Raw genomic sequence first — 14,334 nt, 5'->3', positions numbered from 1 at the left:
GACCTGTCCAGGGCTCAGTGGTTCACGCCTCAGTGATGGCCGTGTCGGCGTCCGTGACTCCAAGAACCCGAACGGTCCCGCGCTGGTCTTCACCCCCAGCGAGTGGGATGCGTTCACCGCAGGCGTGAACGACGGCGAATTCAACCAGCCCTGAATCCGGCTTCAGACCGCGGGCCCCGGCGACGACCGGGGCCTGCTGTCGTTCGTCTGAAATCGACTGGCGTGCCTGACTACCGGCGGCGGGTGAACTCGGCGGCGTGGTCGAATGACCACCGCGCGAAGGTGCGGGCAGGTTGGCCGGTGAGCCTTTCCACATGATCGGTGACGAGGGTGGAATCGGGTCGATGTGTCGACGCCGCGAGCAAGGCGTCGACCAGTTGCTCATTGCGGCCGTCTGCGAGCATTCGTGCGCGCGCGAGCTCGGAGGGGACTGCTTCGAATCGCAGAGGCCGTCCGAGTGCGGCGCCGAGGAGGTCGACCTGATCCGACCGACTGAGTAGTTCAGGTCCGGTCAACAGGTACGAGTCTCGATCGAGTTCCTCATTGCGTGCGAGCAACGCCGCGACGGCCGCGGCAGCGACATCGCGCTCGTCGACGACGGCCGTACGCGCAATGTCCGGCCCGCGGACAACATCGCCTGCCAGCAGCTGTGCGGCCCAGCCACGTGTGTTGGAGGCCAGCGTGTCGCTGCGCAACACAGTGGGATGCAGACCCGCGCCGTGGAGCAGGGCCTCCATGTCGGCGTGCACCTGAACGATCGGGTCGCTTTGGTGGGCCGCTGGGTCGTCAACGGCTGTCGAAGATAGATAGACCAGGTGCGTCTGAATTGCGCTGAGCTCGGCGAGAAGGGGTTCGGCAGGAGCAGTGTCGAGTAGTGGCCAGATGAGGAACACCGCGTCGATGCCGGCGAGCGCCGCGCGGACGACGGCAGGATCTGTCAGGTCACCCGCCACCGACTCGAACCCTGGTCGCGATTCGATGTGTCGACGGGCAAGGCTGCGAACATTCACGTCGTGGCTTCGCAGGCGCTCGACGATCTCACGGCCGACGTTGCCGGTCGCACCGGTGACAAGGATCGATCTCGGACGAGCATCAAGGTGTCGAGGACTATCTGGCATGCTCGAGAGGCTAGAGGTTCAGGTCGACATTAAGGCAAGCATGACCAAGTCCATGACTATCGGCGATGCCGCCGCGCAGCTCGGCATCGAAGCCCACGTCTTGCGGCACTGGGAGCAAGCGGGAGTGGTTACGGTGCGTCGAAATGCAAGCGGCTACCGCATTTACGACGATGGCTGCCTGGAGCGAGCACGAACCGTGTTGAAGCTGCGACGAGTCGGGCTCTCATTGCCCGAGGTCGCCGCCGCGATGGCTCCTGAGAAGTCGCAAGCACAAGCGGTTGTGCGAGCGAAGATTGCCGCGCTCGAGGGCGAAGTGGCCAGCAGGCAACAGGCGATCACCTTCCTCCAACACACGGTCGAGTGCCGCCATCGGTACCTCGACGACTGTCCTGAGTGCACGACATTCGTCCGCGACCCCGAACCTCGCAGGGAACCGCAGTAGCTAGTGATTCCAACCGCGTTCGCTGTAGGTGCTTCCAGAGAAATAGGCGCGGATTCCGGCGAGTGGGTAACGGATAAGTGTGTCCTCGGGCAGTGCGTCGAGTGGGAACCAGCGCAGTTCGTAGGACTTGTCCGGTTCGCGATTGACCGGGTCGCCGATCCAGCGCAGCACCTCGAAAAACAGGCCGAGGCGGGCTTCGCGACCGGAGCCGATCACATGGGCGACGTGAAAGAGTCGAAGGTCCGCAGGGTCGATGACGATGCCGACCTCCTCGTGCGCCTCACGCGCCGCCGCGACGGCCACGGACTCACCCGCTTCGAGCTTGCCGGCGGGCAGATGCCACAGGCCGTCGAACTCGTCGTCGCTACGTCGCTTGCTGAGCAACAGCTCACCGTCACGGATGACCAGGATATGAGCGTCGACAAGGTGCCGGTCGGTCATCGAACTCCTCCCAGGGCAGATCGGTCTACCCTGCGGCATGACCGCTATAACCATCAAGGTACCGAAGGCAACCCGCGACAGGCTGCATCGGCTAGCGGCAGCCCACGGGTTGACGCCGGCACAGCAGATCGACAGGCTGATCGACGAAACTGCGGCGAGACCACGCCCGACAACCGGCGGGTACCGCAGCAGCGGACCACTCACCGCCGAGGAAATCGGTACCGAGCTCGCCCGAGGTTTCGGCGAGTGACGGCGCTCATCGTCGATACCAGGCGACATCCTGGCTGCATTCGATCGCAGGCATGGCTGGTCGCCGGGATAGCGGCAGACAATATCCCGCATCCCGGCGACGGCCATGCGATCCCGGTCAACGCCGGGATCAGATCAGTTCGCGCTGAGCACCAGACCCGAGGTAGGTACCCCGGTACCCGCGGTGACCAGGATGTTCTCCAGATCCTGGACCGGGTTGACGGAGGTGCCACGGATTTGGCGGACGGCCTCGGCGATGCCGTTCATGCCGTGGATATAGGCCTCGCCGAGTTGGCCGCCGTGCGTGTTCAGTGGGAGGCGGCCGCCCACTTCGATGGCTCCGTCGGCGATGAAGTCCCTGGCCTCGCCGCGACCGCAGAAGCCGAGTTCCTCCAGTTGCATGAGGACGAACGGGGTGAAGTGGTCGTAGAGGATGGCGGCTTGCATATCGTCGGGGCGTAGCCCGCTCTGTGCCCAGAGCTGCGCACCGACAAGGCCCATCTCCGGCAGACCCGTCATGGCGTCGCGGTAGTAGCTGGTCATCACGTATTGGTCGGCACCGGAACCCTGTGCGGCGGCGGCGATTACGGCCGGACGCTGTGGAAGATCGCGGGCGCGTTCGGCACTGGTGACAACGATCGCCACCCCGCCGTCGGACTCCTGACAGCAGTCGAGCAGATGCAGTGGTTCGGCGATCCAACGCGAATTCTGGTGCTCTTCCAGCGTGATCGGTTTGCCGTAGAAGAAGGCGTTCGGGTTCACTGCGGCATGCTTGCGGTCGGCGACGGCCACCCGGCCGAAGTCCTCGCTCGTCGCGCCGTACACATGCATGTAGCGGCGGGCGACCATAGCCACCTGGGCGGCCGGTGTGCCCAGCCCCTGCGGATAGGACCAGCCCGCGTCGATGCCCGATGAGGTCGGTGCGGTGGCCAGCGCCGTGGAGAACTGACCGAAGCGCGACACCGAGCGCTCGTTGAACGCCCGATAGGCGACGACGACGTCGGCGACGCCGGTGGCAACCGCCATCGCCGCCTGCTGGATGGTGGCGCACGCCGCGCCACCGCCGTAACCGATGTGGCTGAAGAACTTCAGCTGTGGAATCCCGACGGCACGCGCGACCGCGGCCTGGGTGTTGGTGTCCATGGTGAAGGTCGTCAGGCCGTCGACATCGGCGGGCGTGAGGCCCGCATCGGCGAGCGCCGCGGTCACTGCCTCGGTCGCCAACCGCAGTTCGCTGCGCCCGGAGTCCTTGGAGAAGTCGGTGGCGCCGATCCCGACGATGGCCGCGCGGCCCGAGATACCTTGCTCAGTCATTCGAACCCCGATAGGAGATAACGGCTTTCGCCGTAATGTGGTCGCCGAGGCTGTCCTTGCCGACGATGTCGATGTGGACCTCGTCGCCTGCCACCTCGGTCACCGTGCCGGAAAGGGTCAGGGTGTCACCGGAATACAGCGGAACACCGAGCCGCAGCGCGATCGACTTCACTATGGCGCGCGGACCGGCCCAATCGGTGACGAAGCGCTGCACCAGCCCGGTGTCGGTGAGGATATTGACGAAGATGTCCTTGGAACCGCGGGCGATCGCCTTGTCCCTGTCGTGGTGGACATCCTGAAAATCCCTGGTGGCCAGGGCCGTGCTGACCACAAAGGTCGGGTCGGCCTCGATGACGAGCTCCGGCAGCACGGTGCCTACCTGCACGGCGGTCATGCGCACACCCGCCAGACCGGCAGCACGGCCTCGTCGTCGAGCTTGTCGAACTCGACCTCGACCGGCATCCCGATCTTCACTTCGGCCGGGTCGATACCGCGCAGTTCACCGAGCATGCGCACGCCTTCTTCCAATTCGACGAGCGCCACAACGAACGGCAGCTGCCGACCGGGCACTTTCGGAGCGTGATGCACGACGTAGCTGAATACCTCGCCGCGTCCCGAGGCCACCACATAGTCGGTCTGCTCGGACTTGTCTTTCCAGATCGCCGGGATCGGCGGGTGCCGCAGCGTGCCGTCGGGCAGCTGCTGGATCCGCAGCTCGCCTGCTTTGGTGCCTTCCCAGAAGAACTCGGTGTCCCAGGAGACCAGCGGCTTGACGCGGGCCCCCTCGGGTTCTTTCGGTGCGGCGCCGGTGCCGGGCGCGAATTTCAACAGGCGGAAGAGCATCTCGGCGACGACCTCGTCGCCGACCTGCCAGCTGGTCTGGAAGGTGACGAACCAGCCCTCCCCCAGCGCGGTCCGCTTGGGGCCGCGGATCTCGGCCAGCCTGCTGGTCACCGAAACCTGCTCACCGACGGTGAGATACCGGTGGTAGGTCTGCTGGCAGTCGGTGGCGACCACCGAGGTGTAGCCCGCGCCGTCGAGCAGCTCGGTAACCTTGGCCATCGGATCGTCGTCCGGGCGCGAACCGTTGAGCCCGAACATCGTCCACACCTGGGCCATGGCAGGCGGTGCGACAGCGCCGGGGAAACCTGCGGCCCGTGCGGCTTCTTCGTCGACGTAGATGGGATTGGCATCCCCGAGCGCCTCGACCCAGTTGTTGATCATCGGCTGGTTCACCGGGTCACGCCCGGGACGTGGCGCGCAGTCCCCGGCCGCGATGATGTGCTCGGCGGCGGCGGTAATCGCTTCCGGAGTCATGGTTTCCGGCACGCGCGGCTCCTTTGGTTGTTCACTATCGCGGTACTCGCGGCAACTGCAGCCCGGACGAGGCGACCAGCTCGCGCATCACCTCGTTGACGCCGCCGCCGAAGGTCACCACCAGGTTCTGTTTGGTTCTGCGGTCCAGCCAGGTCAGCAATTCGGCGGTAGCCGGATCGGCGGGATCGCCGTAGCGGCCGATGATTTCCTCGGCGAGCCGGCCCGCCTCTTGCAGCGATTCGGTGGAGAACACCTTGGTCGCCGACGCATCGGCGATCACCGTGGCCTGGTCACCGTCGACGGTGGCTGCCACCTGCCAGTTCAGCAGCTCGTTCAGCCGGACCATGGCGTGGATACGGCCGAGCGAACGACGCACGTCGGCCTCGGCGAGCACACCGCGCGGCTGCGCCCAGTCGCGCACCTTGTCGTAGAGCTGCTCGATCTTGCCCGACGGGCCGAGGCTCACCCGCTCGTGGTTGAGCTGGGTGGTGATCAGCTTCCACCCTCGGTTCTCCGCGCCGACCAGCATGTTCGCCGGGACGTGGACATTGTCGAAGTAGGTGGCGTTGGTGTGGTGGGCGCCGTCGCAGGTGATGATCGGGGTCCAGGAATAACCGGGGTCGGTGGTGTCGACGATCAGGATCGTGATGCCGCGGTGCCGCGACTCGACCGATCCGGTCCGACACGCCAGCCAGACGAAGTCGGCCTCGTGCGCACCGGTGGTGAAGATCTTCTGCCCGTTGACGATCCAGTCGCCGGACTCGTCGCGCACGGCACTGGTCCGCAGCGAGGCCAGGTCGGTGCCCGCTTCGGGTTCGGAGTAACCGATCGCGAAATGGATATCACCGGAGAGGATTCCGGGTAGGAACTTGGCCTTCTGCTCGTCGGTGCCGAACTGTTGCAGCGTCGGCCCGACGGTCAACAGTGTCACCAGCGGCAGCGGCACATCGGCGCGGACCGCTTCATTGAAGAAGATCTGCTGCTCCATCGGACCGAAGCCCTGGCCACCGTATTCCTTGGGCCAGCCGACACCGAGCCAACCGTCCGCGCCCATCCGGCGCACCACCGCGCGGTAGGCGTCGCCGTGTCGGTTGAGCGCCATCTCGGCTTCCTCTTCGGGAGTCACGAGATCGGCGAAGTACGAACGCAATTCATCGCGCAGCTTGCGCTGCTCCGCGGTCAGGTCGATGAACATCTGGCCCCCAATCGATCGAGTCGGAACGATTCGCCGCCGAGCCAGCGCGCGATGTCTTTGGCCTGCGAGTAGTAGCGGTGCATCGGGTGGGTGATGTCGACGCCGAGGCCACCGTGCAGGTGATGACACTTCTGCATGGCCGCGGGCAATTCCGACGCCACGGTGTAGGCCAGGACATCGAGATCGTCGTCGATCCGCTCCTGGTGTGCCTGGCCGGGATCATCGTGCGCCAGCGCCCAGTTCGCCGATACGGCGGCGGCGTGCAGGGTGCGCGAGACGACATACAGATCGGCGATCTGCTGCGCCACCGCCTGGAATTCGGCAAGCGGTCTGTTGAACTGTCTGCGCGTGCGGACATGTTCGGCGGTCAAGACGAGCGCGCCCTTCAGCAGCCCGTCCGCGACGGAGCCGATCGACGCGACCGCGAGCCGGTGCAGCTGTGCGATGCCGCCGGGCAGCAGCCGCTCGGCCGGAATCTCGACATTGTCCAGGCGCACACTGCACTCGGGAATGCCGCCGGACACCGGCGACGGTGTGAGCGTGATGCCCTCGGCATCCGATTCGACAAGCGCGATACCGGAATTGGTGGGAATCAGCAGCCAGCGCGCAAGGTCCGCGTAGGGCACCGCCACCTTGCGACCGGTGATGCGCACCGAACCGCCCTCGGTGACCGCCATGGTTTCCGGCTTGACCACAAACGGGTTGGCCGGCTCGCTCAACGCCGCGGTGAGCACGGCGCCCTTGGCCACCTCGGGGAACACCTGCTCGGCAACGCTCTCGGGCAACGCGTCCAGCAGCGCAAGCAGCCCGAAACCGAGCGTCGAGACGGCGGGCACCGCCACCGCGTCGGTGGCCAACTCGGTCAGCAGCACCGCTACTTCCGGCAGGCCCATGCCATCACCGCCGAAGCGCTCCGGCAAGGCGACCGACAGCAATCCGCTGTCGACGAGCTTCGGCCACAGCTCGATATCGCGTGCCGGTTCATGCTCCAGCAAACTCACGACGACCTCGGCCACGGCGTCCTGGCCCTCGTCCCTGGTGAAGTCCACGCTTTTCTCCCAGTTGACTTGTCGACTAGCTGTCCGTATCGCGGGGTAGTCCGAGGATCCGCTCACCAGCCACGGTCAGCAGAATCTGCTCGGTTCCCCCAGCGATCGACAAACAGCGTGTGAGCAGGAACTCTTTTGCCACTTCCGAGTCCTGCGCACCGATAGCACCTGCCGTCTCCACGGCGAATTCGGCGACCGCCTGGCGATGGCGGACACCGACGAGTTTGCGCACGCTGCTCTGCGCACCGGGATCGCCACCCGCCAGCATCCGCACTGCGGCGCGCTGCTCGAGCAATAGTCCAGCGATCGCGTCGGCGACGAAGCCACCGAGCCGATCGTTCAGCAGCTCTGCGCCGGGTCCGGTCGCGGGCAGCTTGGCGATGAGCTCCTCGAGCACCGGCCCGATTCCGTTGCCGCCCATGGCGACCCGCTCGGTCGACAGGGTGGAGCGGGCGATCTTCCAGCCGTTGTTCAGCGCACCGACCAGACCGTCGTCGGGAACGAAGACATCATCGAGGAATACCTCGCTGAAGCGCGCCTCACCGGTGATCTGCACGAGCGGGCGCACCTCGAGTCCCGCGCTGTGCATATCCACGACGAAGTAGCTGATGCCACGATGCTTGGGCAGTTCGGCGTCAGTGCGGGCCAGGCAGATCGCCCAGTTCGCCTTGTCGCCCAACGATGTCCACACCTTCTGGCCGCGCAGCACCCAGCCGCCGTCGACCTTCTTGGCGGTGGTGCGCAGGGCGGCCAGATCCGAACCGGCTCCCGGTTCGCTGAAGAGCTGACACCAGACGACCTCGCCGCGCAGCGTCGGCCACGCGAATCGTTCGATCTGCTCCGGTGTGCCGTGCTGCAGCAGGGTGGGCACCGCCCAGCCGCCGATCGCCAGGTCCGGCGATTCCAGCCCGGCGCGGCGCAGTTCCTCCGAAATCACCAGCCCCGTCATCGGATCCGCGCCACGGCCATAGGGCGCGGGCCAGTGCGGCATGACGAGCCCGGCCTCGACCATGGCGTCGCGTCGCTGCTCGGCGGGCAGCGCGGCGATACGGGCCACCTCGGCGGCCAGTTCGTTTGTGCTTGCGCCGTCGGCGGCGACACCATCGACAGTGTTCATTTGGCTGTCTTCGTGGTCACGCTCCGCTACCGCATCCGGGTCCGTCGCTCGCGCCGCGGCGAAAACCCGGTCCGCTCCGGTGGCGCGGCGGCGGCCCGCGCGGGTCAGCTCGGTCACTCGGGCCCGCCAGCGGGCCGAACCACCGAGCAGTTGCCGCAGGGCGATCGCACGGCGCAGATAGAAGTGCGCGTCGTGCTCCCAGGTGAATCCGATGCCACCGAGCACCTGGATGCAGTCCTTCGCGGTCTCGACCGCGGCATCGAGGGAAATGGTCGCGGCGATCGCGGCCGCGATCGGCAGCTCGGCCCCGCCTTCGTCCACCGCGGCAGCGGCGTCGGCCGCGACGGCACGGATCAGCTCGGCCCGGCACAGCATCCAGGCGCAAATATGTTTGACCGCTTGGAAAGACCCGATCCGACGGCCGAATTGCTCACGCACCTTGGCGTATTCGACCGCGGTCTCCAAACACCAGCCGGCCAGGCCGGCAAGCTCGGCGGCAACCAGCACCACCACGAGATCCTCGACCGGGTGCGGCGACTCGAACACGCGCTCGGCGGGCACCCGTACCTCGGCGCAGTGCACCTTGGCCAGTGGGGTGCTGGGGTCCAACGGCGGCAGCGCTTCGACCCGCAGACCGTCGGCATCCGCCGGAATCAGGCACCAGCGCTGCCCATTCGGGGTTTGCACCGGCAGCAGCACCGCGGTTTCGGGCGCCGCGCCGAGCACCGAATCCCAGACACCGGTGAGCAGTAGCTCATCGGATGCGGCCGGTACGCTCACTGCGGATTCGACAATGAAGTCGAGCGCGACACCGCACGGCAGGTCCTCATCGATGGCGCCCCCGGTAACCAGATTCGCCAATGCCGTTGCCAGCACCGGTCCACCCACCAGATCATGCGCTGCTTGTTCGATAAGAACGGCGAGGTCGGCGACCGAGCCGCCCGCGCCGCCCGCATCCTCGGCGACCGCGACCCGGAAAATTCCGAGGTCCGCGAGCGCGGGCCAGTACGCGCGCCAGAAGTTCGTGGCGTCGTCGCGCATTGTTGCAATTGGATGCACCGATCCGGCCCATCCACGCATCGACTCCTGAACGGCTTTATGCTCGTCAGTGGTGGCGATGGTCACACTCCGTACCGCCTCTCCGGCGTGACTCCCACACCTAGAACATGTTCTAATATCCTAGCTGGGCGGAAGTCAAGAGACGAACTCGCCTTGCGGGTCGAAAGCGCACGCCAACGACCCAAAAGCAAGCCGATGGAACGACGTTTCCGGAAAGGACTCTCATCAATGGCCAGTCCCTCCCGATCCCAGCCTGCCGACTCGAGCCCGGCGGCGCGAGCGACGGCCACGGAGGCGGTAGCGGAGCGTGACCACGCAGGGGCCCGCGAACGCCGCCAATCGAATGCAGCACCGCCTACCGCGACGGTCACCACGCTCAGTGAGGACGAGCTGAGTTCGGCCGCACAGCGGGAACGCCGGAAGCGAATTCTGGACGCGACCCTGGCGCTGGCTTCCAAGGGCGGCTACGACGCGGTGCAGATGCGCGCGGTGGCCGAACGCGCCGATGTCGCCGTCGGGACGCTGTATCGCTATTTCCCCTCCAAGGTGCATCTGCTCGTCTCCGCGCTGTCGCGGGAATTCGAGCAGATCGAGGGCAAACGAAAGCCGCTGGCCGGACAGTCGCCGCGCGAACGCATGCATCTGCTGCTCACCCAGATCACCAGGATGATGCAGCGCGACCCGCTGCTCACCGAGGCCATGACCAGAGCCTTCATGTTCGCCGACGCGTCGGCGGCCGCCGAGGTCGACCGGGTCGGCAAGGTGATGGATCGGGTGTTCGCACGTGCCATGAACGACGGCGAGCCCACCGAACGCCAGCTGGCGATTGCGCGGGTCATCAGCGACGTGTGGCTTTCCAACCTGGTGGCCTGGCTGACCAGGCGCGCCTCGGCGACCGATGTCACCGAGCGCCTGGAATTGACGGTCGATCTCCTGTTGGGCGAGAACCGCAAGTGAGGCGGGGCCCGCACCCGGACGAGCACGGATCCAGTTGATTCCAGGCAACTCCGTCGGGCGGGCTCACCACCACCGGGAGCACCTGCGCGCGAGTCGGCCGAAGTGAGCCAGCCCACGCTGGAAGTTGGGTAAAAGCACGCCAGCTGGGCAAATCCACTAGATGGTTGATAAGCCAGGACGCAATCGTGCGCACGCACACCGGCGCGCGTATGTGCGACAAATTAAACACAGTATTGTTCACCGCGCCCCTGAAAAAACTCCTCCGATCACTAGGTTGGATGCGTGAGCGCACAGGATCTGCCACTTGAACTTCGCCGTGCATTGTCGACGGTTGCGCGCGTGCCACGGCTGTTGGTCGCATCGGACTACGACGGGACGATCGCGCCCATCGTGTCCGACCCGACGAAGGCTTTTCCCCACCGGGAATCGGTGAGCGCGCTGCGCGCGCTCGCCGGCCTTACGGGAACGACCGCGGCCGTTATTTCCGGCCGCGCGCTGCGGGATCTCGCGGCACTGTCCAGACTCCCGGTCGAGGTGCAACTCATCGGTAGCCATGGCTCGGAATTCGATGTCGGCTTCGTGCATGCCATCGACAACGACGCTAAACAGCTGCTGCAAGAAGTGCAGACCTCTCTTTCCCAGATCGCCGCGGACAACCCCGGCGCCTCGGTGGAGATCAAACCTGCCAGCGTCGCGTTGCATGTGCGCAATGCCAGCCCGGAAATCGGCCTCCGCGCGCTCAAACAGGTCAGGCAAGGGCCGGCCTGTTGGGTCGGTGTGCAGGTGACCGAGGGCAAGGAAGTCATCGAGCTCGCGGTGATCCAGACGGACAAGGGCGTCGCGCTCGATACCGTCCGACACCAGGAGGGCGCGTCCGCCGCGGTGTTCTTCGGCGACGACGTCACCGACGAGAAGGCCTTCCGCATGCTCTCGGGCCCCGATGTCGGCATCAAGGTCGGCAAGGGCGAGAGCATGGCCAAGTTCCGGGTCGACAACACCGAGTGCGTGTCCTGGGCGCTGGCCTTCCTGCTCGAAGAGCGACGCACCTGGTTGGCGGGCGCGAGCGCGCCGCGCATCGAGCGTCTGACCATGCTGTCGAGTCCGCGCTCGGTCGCGCTGCTGACGCCGGACGCGACGGTCACCTGGTTCTGCCATCCGGAACCGGATTCGGCGGCGGTGTTCGCACACCTGCTCGGCGGACCCGACGCCGGCCACTTCACCATCGCTCCGGAACGGCCGGGGCTGCCGCTCTCGCAGCGCTACATCGACGGCACCATGACCGTCGAAACCCGTTGGGCCAGCCTGCAAGTGGTCGACTACCTGCCGCACGACGTCGCGCCGACCAGGACCGACCTGACCCGGGTGATCACCGGTGACGCCAAAGCGGTCGTCACCTTCGCACCGCGACCGGAATTCGGCCAGGTGCCGGTGACCATCGAATGCGAACCGACCGGGCTGCGCGTGCTCGGCACCAACGACCCGATGGTGCTGCGCTCCCCCGGCGTGGAATGGGAGATCCAGACCGACGGCATGCACAGCTCGGCGCGCGCCGTCGTCGATCCGTCGGACGGTCCGATCGTGCTGGAAATGCGCTGTGGCACGCAGGATCTCGCGCCCGCCATGACCAGCGAGCCGGAACGACGAAGGGACGCAGAGGATTACTGGGCCCAGTGGGCGGCCAAGCTCGAATTGCCGCCGCTGAAGCCGGATCTGATGAAGCGCTCCGCGCTCACCCTGCGCGGGCTCGTGCACGCCCCGTCCGGTTCGATCCTGGCCGCCGCGACCACCTCGCTGCCGGAGGACATCGGCGGCGTGCGCAACTGGGACTACCGCTACTGCTGGCTGCGCGATGCCTCACTGACCGCACAGGCGCTGGTTTCACTCGGCTCACTCACCGAGGCGGAGGAATTCCTCGGCTGGGTGCACCGGGTGCTCGAGACCTTGCCCGGCCCGGAGCGCCTGCACCCGCTGTACACGTTGTACGGCGAGACCCTGCCGCCCGAGGCGTCGATCGATCAGCTCCCGGGTTATGCGGGATCGCGGCCGGTGCGCGTCGGTAACGCCGCGAATATGCAGGTGCAGCTGGACGTTTTCGGTCCGATTGTCGACCTCATCGCGTCGCTGGCCCATGGCCGCGAGCACAAGGGGATCACCGATCCGGCGCACGCGCTGCCGGATGCCGACTGGGAGCTGGTGCACGCCATGGTTTCCGCGGTGCAGCGGCGCTGGCAGGAACCCGACCACGGCATCTGGGAGATCCGCGGCAACCCGCGCCACCACGTGTATTCCAAGGTGATGGGCTGGTTGACCATCGACAGGGCGATCACGTTGGCGCAGAAGTTCGATCGGCAGATCGATCCGGTCTGGGTCACGTTGCGCGACATCATCGCCGACGAGGTCAAGACCAAGGGCTGGAACGAAGAGGTCCAGTCCTACACCGCGGCCTACGACGGCACCGACCTGGACGCGGCCACACTGCACATCGGTCTCAGCGGGCTCATCGAGCCTTCCGATCCCCGGTTCGCGGCGACGGTCGTTGCCACCGAGGCCGAGCTGCGCAGCGGCTCGACCGTGTACCGGTACCACCACGACGACGGCCTGCCCGGCGGCGAGGGTGGCTTCCATCTGTGCGCGGCCTGGCTGGTCGAGGCGTATCTGCTGATCGGCAAGCGCTCCGACGCCGAGGCGCTGTTCGCCCAGCTGGTCGACGTCGCGGGCCCGACCGGCCTGCTCAGCGAGGAGTACGACCCGGTGGCCGAACGCTCGCTCGGCAACCACCCGCAGGCCTACAGCCATCTCGGCCTGCTGCGTTGCGCCCAGCTGCTCGGCAAGCCGGTGGAGGCGCTCGTCTAGCCGCTTCGACAACCACATAACCCGGGCCCGCGAACGATTCCCTGTTCGCGGGCCCGGCTCGTATTCGAGTGATGCAGGAAACACCGACTCGTGCTCAGCGGGGACTCTTGCTAAAGTAAAACGGTAACGATTTCCATTATGATCTAGAGCACTGCCGCCAGCGACTACTTGCGGGTCGGTCGGAACACAGCGCTGCGAGATCCAGAGCGCCGCCAGGAGTACCCCCGCGTGAGATCCCGAATTGCCATGAAATTCGCCGGCATCAGCGTGGGAGTGGCCACCGCACTCGCCCTCACCGCGTGCGGCGCTTCGAAGGACTCCGACAAACCGAGCGTCGTCGCATCGACGAATGTGTGGGGTGGCATCGCCGCGACCATTGCAGGGCCGGACGCCACAGTGACAGCCATCGTCAGCGATCCGTCGGCCGATCCGCACTCCCACGAGACCTCCGCGGTGGAGTCCGCGAAGATCAGTGATGCAGATCTGGTCGTCTACAACGGCGGCGGCTACGACGAGTTCATCGAGAAAGCCGTATCCGGCAAGAGCAAGCGCACCGTCGACGCCTTCGAATCCCGCACCGACAAGAGCGACGAGAACGAGCACGTCTTCTACGACCTGAGCACCGTCGGTACGGTCGCCGACCGAATCGCCGCAGCACTCGGCGAGATCGACGCGGCGCACGCCGCCGCCTACACCGACCGCGCCGCGGTGTTCAAGAGCCGGCTGGGCGCGATCACCGCCATCGCCACCAAGATCGCCGCCGAGCACCCGAAAACGCCGGTGCTGCAGTCCGAACCACTCGCGCATTACCTGCTCGTCGCCGCGGGCGCCGCGGATCTGACCCCGCACGAGTTCCAGGAAGCGATCGAGCAGGAGACCGATCCGGCCCCCGCTGCCGTCGCCGCGACCCAGGATCTGCTGACCGGCAAGAAGGTCCGCGCCCTGGTCTACAACGTGCAGACCCAGGACAAGATCACCAAGAATCTGCGCGCGTTGGCGGAGTCTGCGAGCCTCCCTGTCGTCGAGGTGACCGAAACGCTGCCCGCGGGTGTGGATTACATTCAGTGGCAGACCGATAACGCCCAGGCTCTCGCCGTGGCGCTGAGATGATGTCGCCGGGGGCTGAGCCGATGCGGCCATGGACCATACCGATGTCGCCGAGCACCGCGCTGATGCGGCCGGTGGCCGAGCCTGCGCCACCAGGGGCGAGCCCGATGCGGGCG

13 protein-coding genes and 1 pseudogene are annotated in these 14,334 nt (G+C 66.4%); 6 read left to right on the top strand and 8 right to left on the bottom strand.

The window, feature by feature from the left end; genetic code table 11:
• Positions 1-34 precede the first annotated feature (34 nt).
• Positions 35-154 (top strand): annotated as a pseudogene (locus tag OHQ90_RS07590) (DUF397 domain-containing protein); the annotation flags it as partial.
• 76 nt (positions 155-230) lie between these two features.
• Here the strand turns inward: OHQ90_RS07590 and OHQ90_RS07585 are convergent.
• Positions 231-1,118 (bottom strand): NAD(P)H-binding protein, encoded by an 888-nt coding sequence (locus OHQ90_RS07585; protein ID WP_328408588.1) that lies wholly within the window; start codon positions 1,116-1,118, stop codon positions 231-233.
• Between the two features lie 40 nt (positions 1,119-1,158).
• Between OHQ90_RS07585 and OHQ90_RS07580 the strand changes: the two genes are divergently transcribed.
• Complete coding sequence (locus tag OHQ90_RS07580; protein WP_328408586.1) at positions 1,159-1,560, top strand: MerR family transcriptional regulator; 402 nt, start codon at positions 1,159-1,161, stop codon at positions 1,558-1,560.
• Here the strand turns inward: OHQ90_RS07580 and OHQ90_RS07575 are convergent, their stop codons facing one another.
• On the bottom strand, positions 1,561-2,001 hold the full coding sequence (locus tag OHQ90_RS07575; protein WP_328408584.1) for an NUDIX hydrolase: 441 nt from the start codon (positions 1,999-2,001) through the stop codon (positions 1,561-1,563).
• A 37-nt stretch (positions 2,002-2,038) separates the two neighbouring features.
• Here OHQ90_RS07575 and OHQ90_RS07570 point away from each other — a divergent pair, with 37 nt between their 5' ends.
• Entirely contained in the window at positions 2,039-2,251 is a 213-nt protein-coding gene (locus tag OHQ90_RS07570) for a hypothetical protein (RefSeq protein WP_328408582.1), read from the top strand.
• Positions 2,252-2,385: 134 nt separating this feature from the next.
• On the opposite strand, the gene OHQ90_RS07565 is transcribed toward OHQ90_RS07570, so the two are convergent.
• From OHQ90_RS07565 to OHQ90_RS07540, 6 genes are read right to left on the bottom strand one after another with little or no spacing between them, the layout of a single operon-like run.
• On the bottom strand, positions 2,386-3,564 hold the full coding sequence (locus OHQ90_RS07565; protein WP_328408580.1) for a lipid-transfer protein: 1,179 nt from the start codon (positions 3,562-3,564) through the stop codon (positions 2,386-2,388).
• A complete protein-coding gene (locus tag OHQ90_RS07560) occupies positions 3,557-3,958 on the bottom strand; it encodes a MaoC family dehydratase (protein ID WP_328408578.1) in 402 nt (133 codons plus the stop codon). The genes OHQ90_RS07565 and OHQ90_RS07560 overlap by 8 nt, the downstream gene beginning before the upstream one ends.
• Complete coding sequence (locus OHQ90_RS07555; RefSeq protein ID WP_328412674.1) at positions 3,955-4,881, bottom strand: bifunctional MaoC family dehydratase N-terminal/OB-fold nucleic acid binding domain-containing protein; 927 nt, start codon at positions 4,879-4,881, stop codon at positions 3,955-3,957. Before OHQ90_RS07555 ends, OHQ90_RS07560 begins: the two co-directional genes overlap by 4 nt.
• A gap of 34 nt (positions 4,882-4,915) precedes the next feature.
• Entirely contained in the window at positions 4,916-6,076 is a 1,161-nt protein-coding gene (locus OHQ90_RS07550) for an acyl-CoA dehydrogenase family protein (RefSeq protein ID WP_328408577.1), read from the bottom strand.
• Positions 6,061-7,125 (bottom strand): acyl-CoA dehydrogenase family protein, encoded by a 1,065-nt coding sequence (locus OHQ90_RS07545; RefSeq protein WP_328408575.1) that lies wholly within the window; start codon positions 7,123-7,125, stop codon positions 6,061-6,063. Before OHQ90_RS07545 ends, OHQ90_RS07550 begins: the two co-directional genes overlap by 16 nt.
• Positions 7,126-7,150: 25 nt before the next feature.
• A complete protein-coding gene (locus OHQ90_RS07540; RefSeq protein ID WP_442941342.1) occupies positions 7,151-9,322 on the bottom strand; it encodes an acyl-CoA dehydrogenase family protein in 2,172 nt (723 codons plus the stop codon).
• Positions 9,323-9,529: 207 nt separating this feature from the next.
• Here OHQ90_RS07540 and kstR point away from each other — a divergent pair, with 207 nt between their 5' ends.
• From kstR to OHQ90_RS07525, 3 genes are all read left to right on the top strand, one after another.
• Positions 9,530-10,258, top strand: coding sequence for a cholesterol catabolism transcriptional regulator KstR (kstR, locus tag OHQ90_RS07535; RefSeq protein ID WP_328408571.1), 729 nt, complete (start codon positions 9,530-9,532; stop codon positions 10,256-10,258).
• Positions 10,259-10,540: 282 nt separating this feature from the next.
• Positions 10,541-13,111 (top strand): trehalose-phosphatase, encoded by a 2,571-nt coding sequence (otsB, locus tag OHQ90_RS07530; RefSeq protein ID WP_328408569.1) that lies wholly within the window; start codon positions 10,541-10,543, stop codon positions 13,109-13,111.
• Between the two features lie 246 nt (positions 13,112-13,357).
• Positions 13,358-14,221 (top strand): metal ABC transporter solute-binding protein, Zn/Mn family, encoded by an 864-nt coding sequence (locus OHQ90_RS07525; RefSeq protein ID WP_328412672.1) that lies wholly within the window; start codon positions 13,358-13,360, stop codon positions 14,219-14,221.
• The last annotated feature ends 113 nt before the right edge of the window (positions 14,222-14,334 follow it).

It is taken from the genome of Nocardia sp. NBC_00403, from assembly GCF_036046055.1.
GTDB lineage: Bacteria > Actinomycetota > Actinomycetes > Mycobacteriales > Mycobacteriaceae > Nocardia.
This window is presented reverse-complemented; position numbering and strand designations above follow the sequence as displayed.

Excerpts from the sequence above, each read along its gene's own strand:
- OHQ90_RS07585 (WP_328408588.1), bottom strand. The coding sequence starts at position 1,118 with ATGCCAGATAGTCCTCGACACCTTGATGCTCGTCCGAGATCGATCCTT.
- OHQ90_RS07580 (WP_328408586.1), top strand. The coding sequence starts at position 1,159 with ATGACCAAGTCCATGACTATCGGCGATGCCGCCGCGCAGCTCGGCATC.
- OHQ90_RS07575 (WP_328408584.1), bottom strand. The coding sequence starts at position 2,001 with ATGACCGACCGGCACCTTGTCGACGCTCATATCCTGGTCATCCGTGAC.
- OHQ90_RS07570 (WP_328408582.1), top strand. The coding sequence starts at position 2,039 with ATGACCGCTATAACCATCAAGGTACCGAAGGCAACCCGCGACAGGCTG.
- OHQ90_RS07565 (WP_328408580.1), bottom strand. The coding sequence starts at position 3,564 with ATGACTGAGCAAGGTATCTCGGGCCGCGCGGCCATCGTCGGGATCGGC.
- OHQ90_RS07560 (WP_328408578.1), bottom strand. The coding sequence starts at position 3,958 with ATGACCGCCGTGCAGGTAGGCACCGTGCTGCCGGAGCTCGTCATCGAG.
- OHQ90_RS07555 (WP_328412674.1), bottom strand. The coding sequence starts at position 4,881 with ATGACTCCGGAAGCGATTACCGCCGCCGCCGAGCACATCATCGCGGCC.
- OHQ90_RS07550 (WP_328408577.1), bottom strand. The coding sequence starts at position 6,076 with ATGTTCATCGACCTGACCGCGGAGCAGCGCAAGCTGCGCGATGAATTG.
- OHQ90_RS07540 (WP_442941342.1), bottom strand. The coding sequence starts at position 9,322 with ATGCGTGGATGGGCCGGATCGGTGCATCCAATTGCAACAATGCGCGAC.
- kstR (WP_328408571.1), top strand. The coding sequence starts at position 9,530 with ATGGCCAGTCCCTCCCGATCCCAGCCTGCCGACTCGAGCCCGGCGGCG.
- OHQ90_RS07525 (WP_328412672.1), top strand. The coding sequence starts at position 13,358 with ATGAAATTCGCCGGCATCAGCGTGGGAGTGGCCACCGCACTCGCCCTC.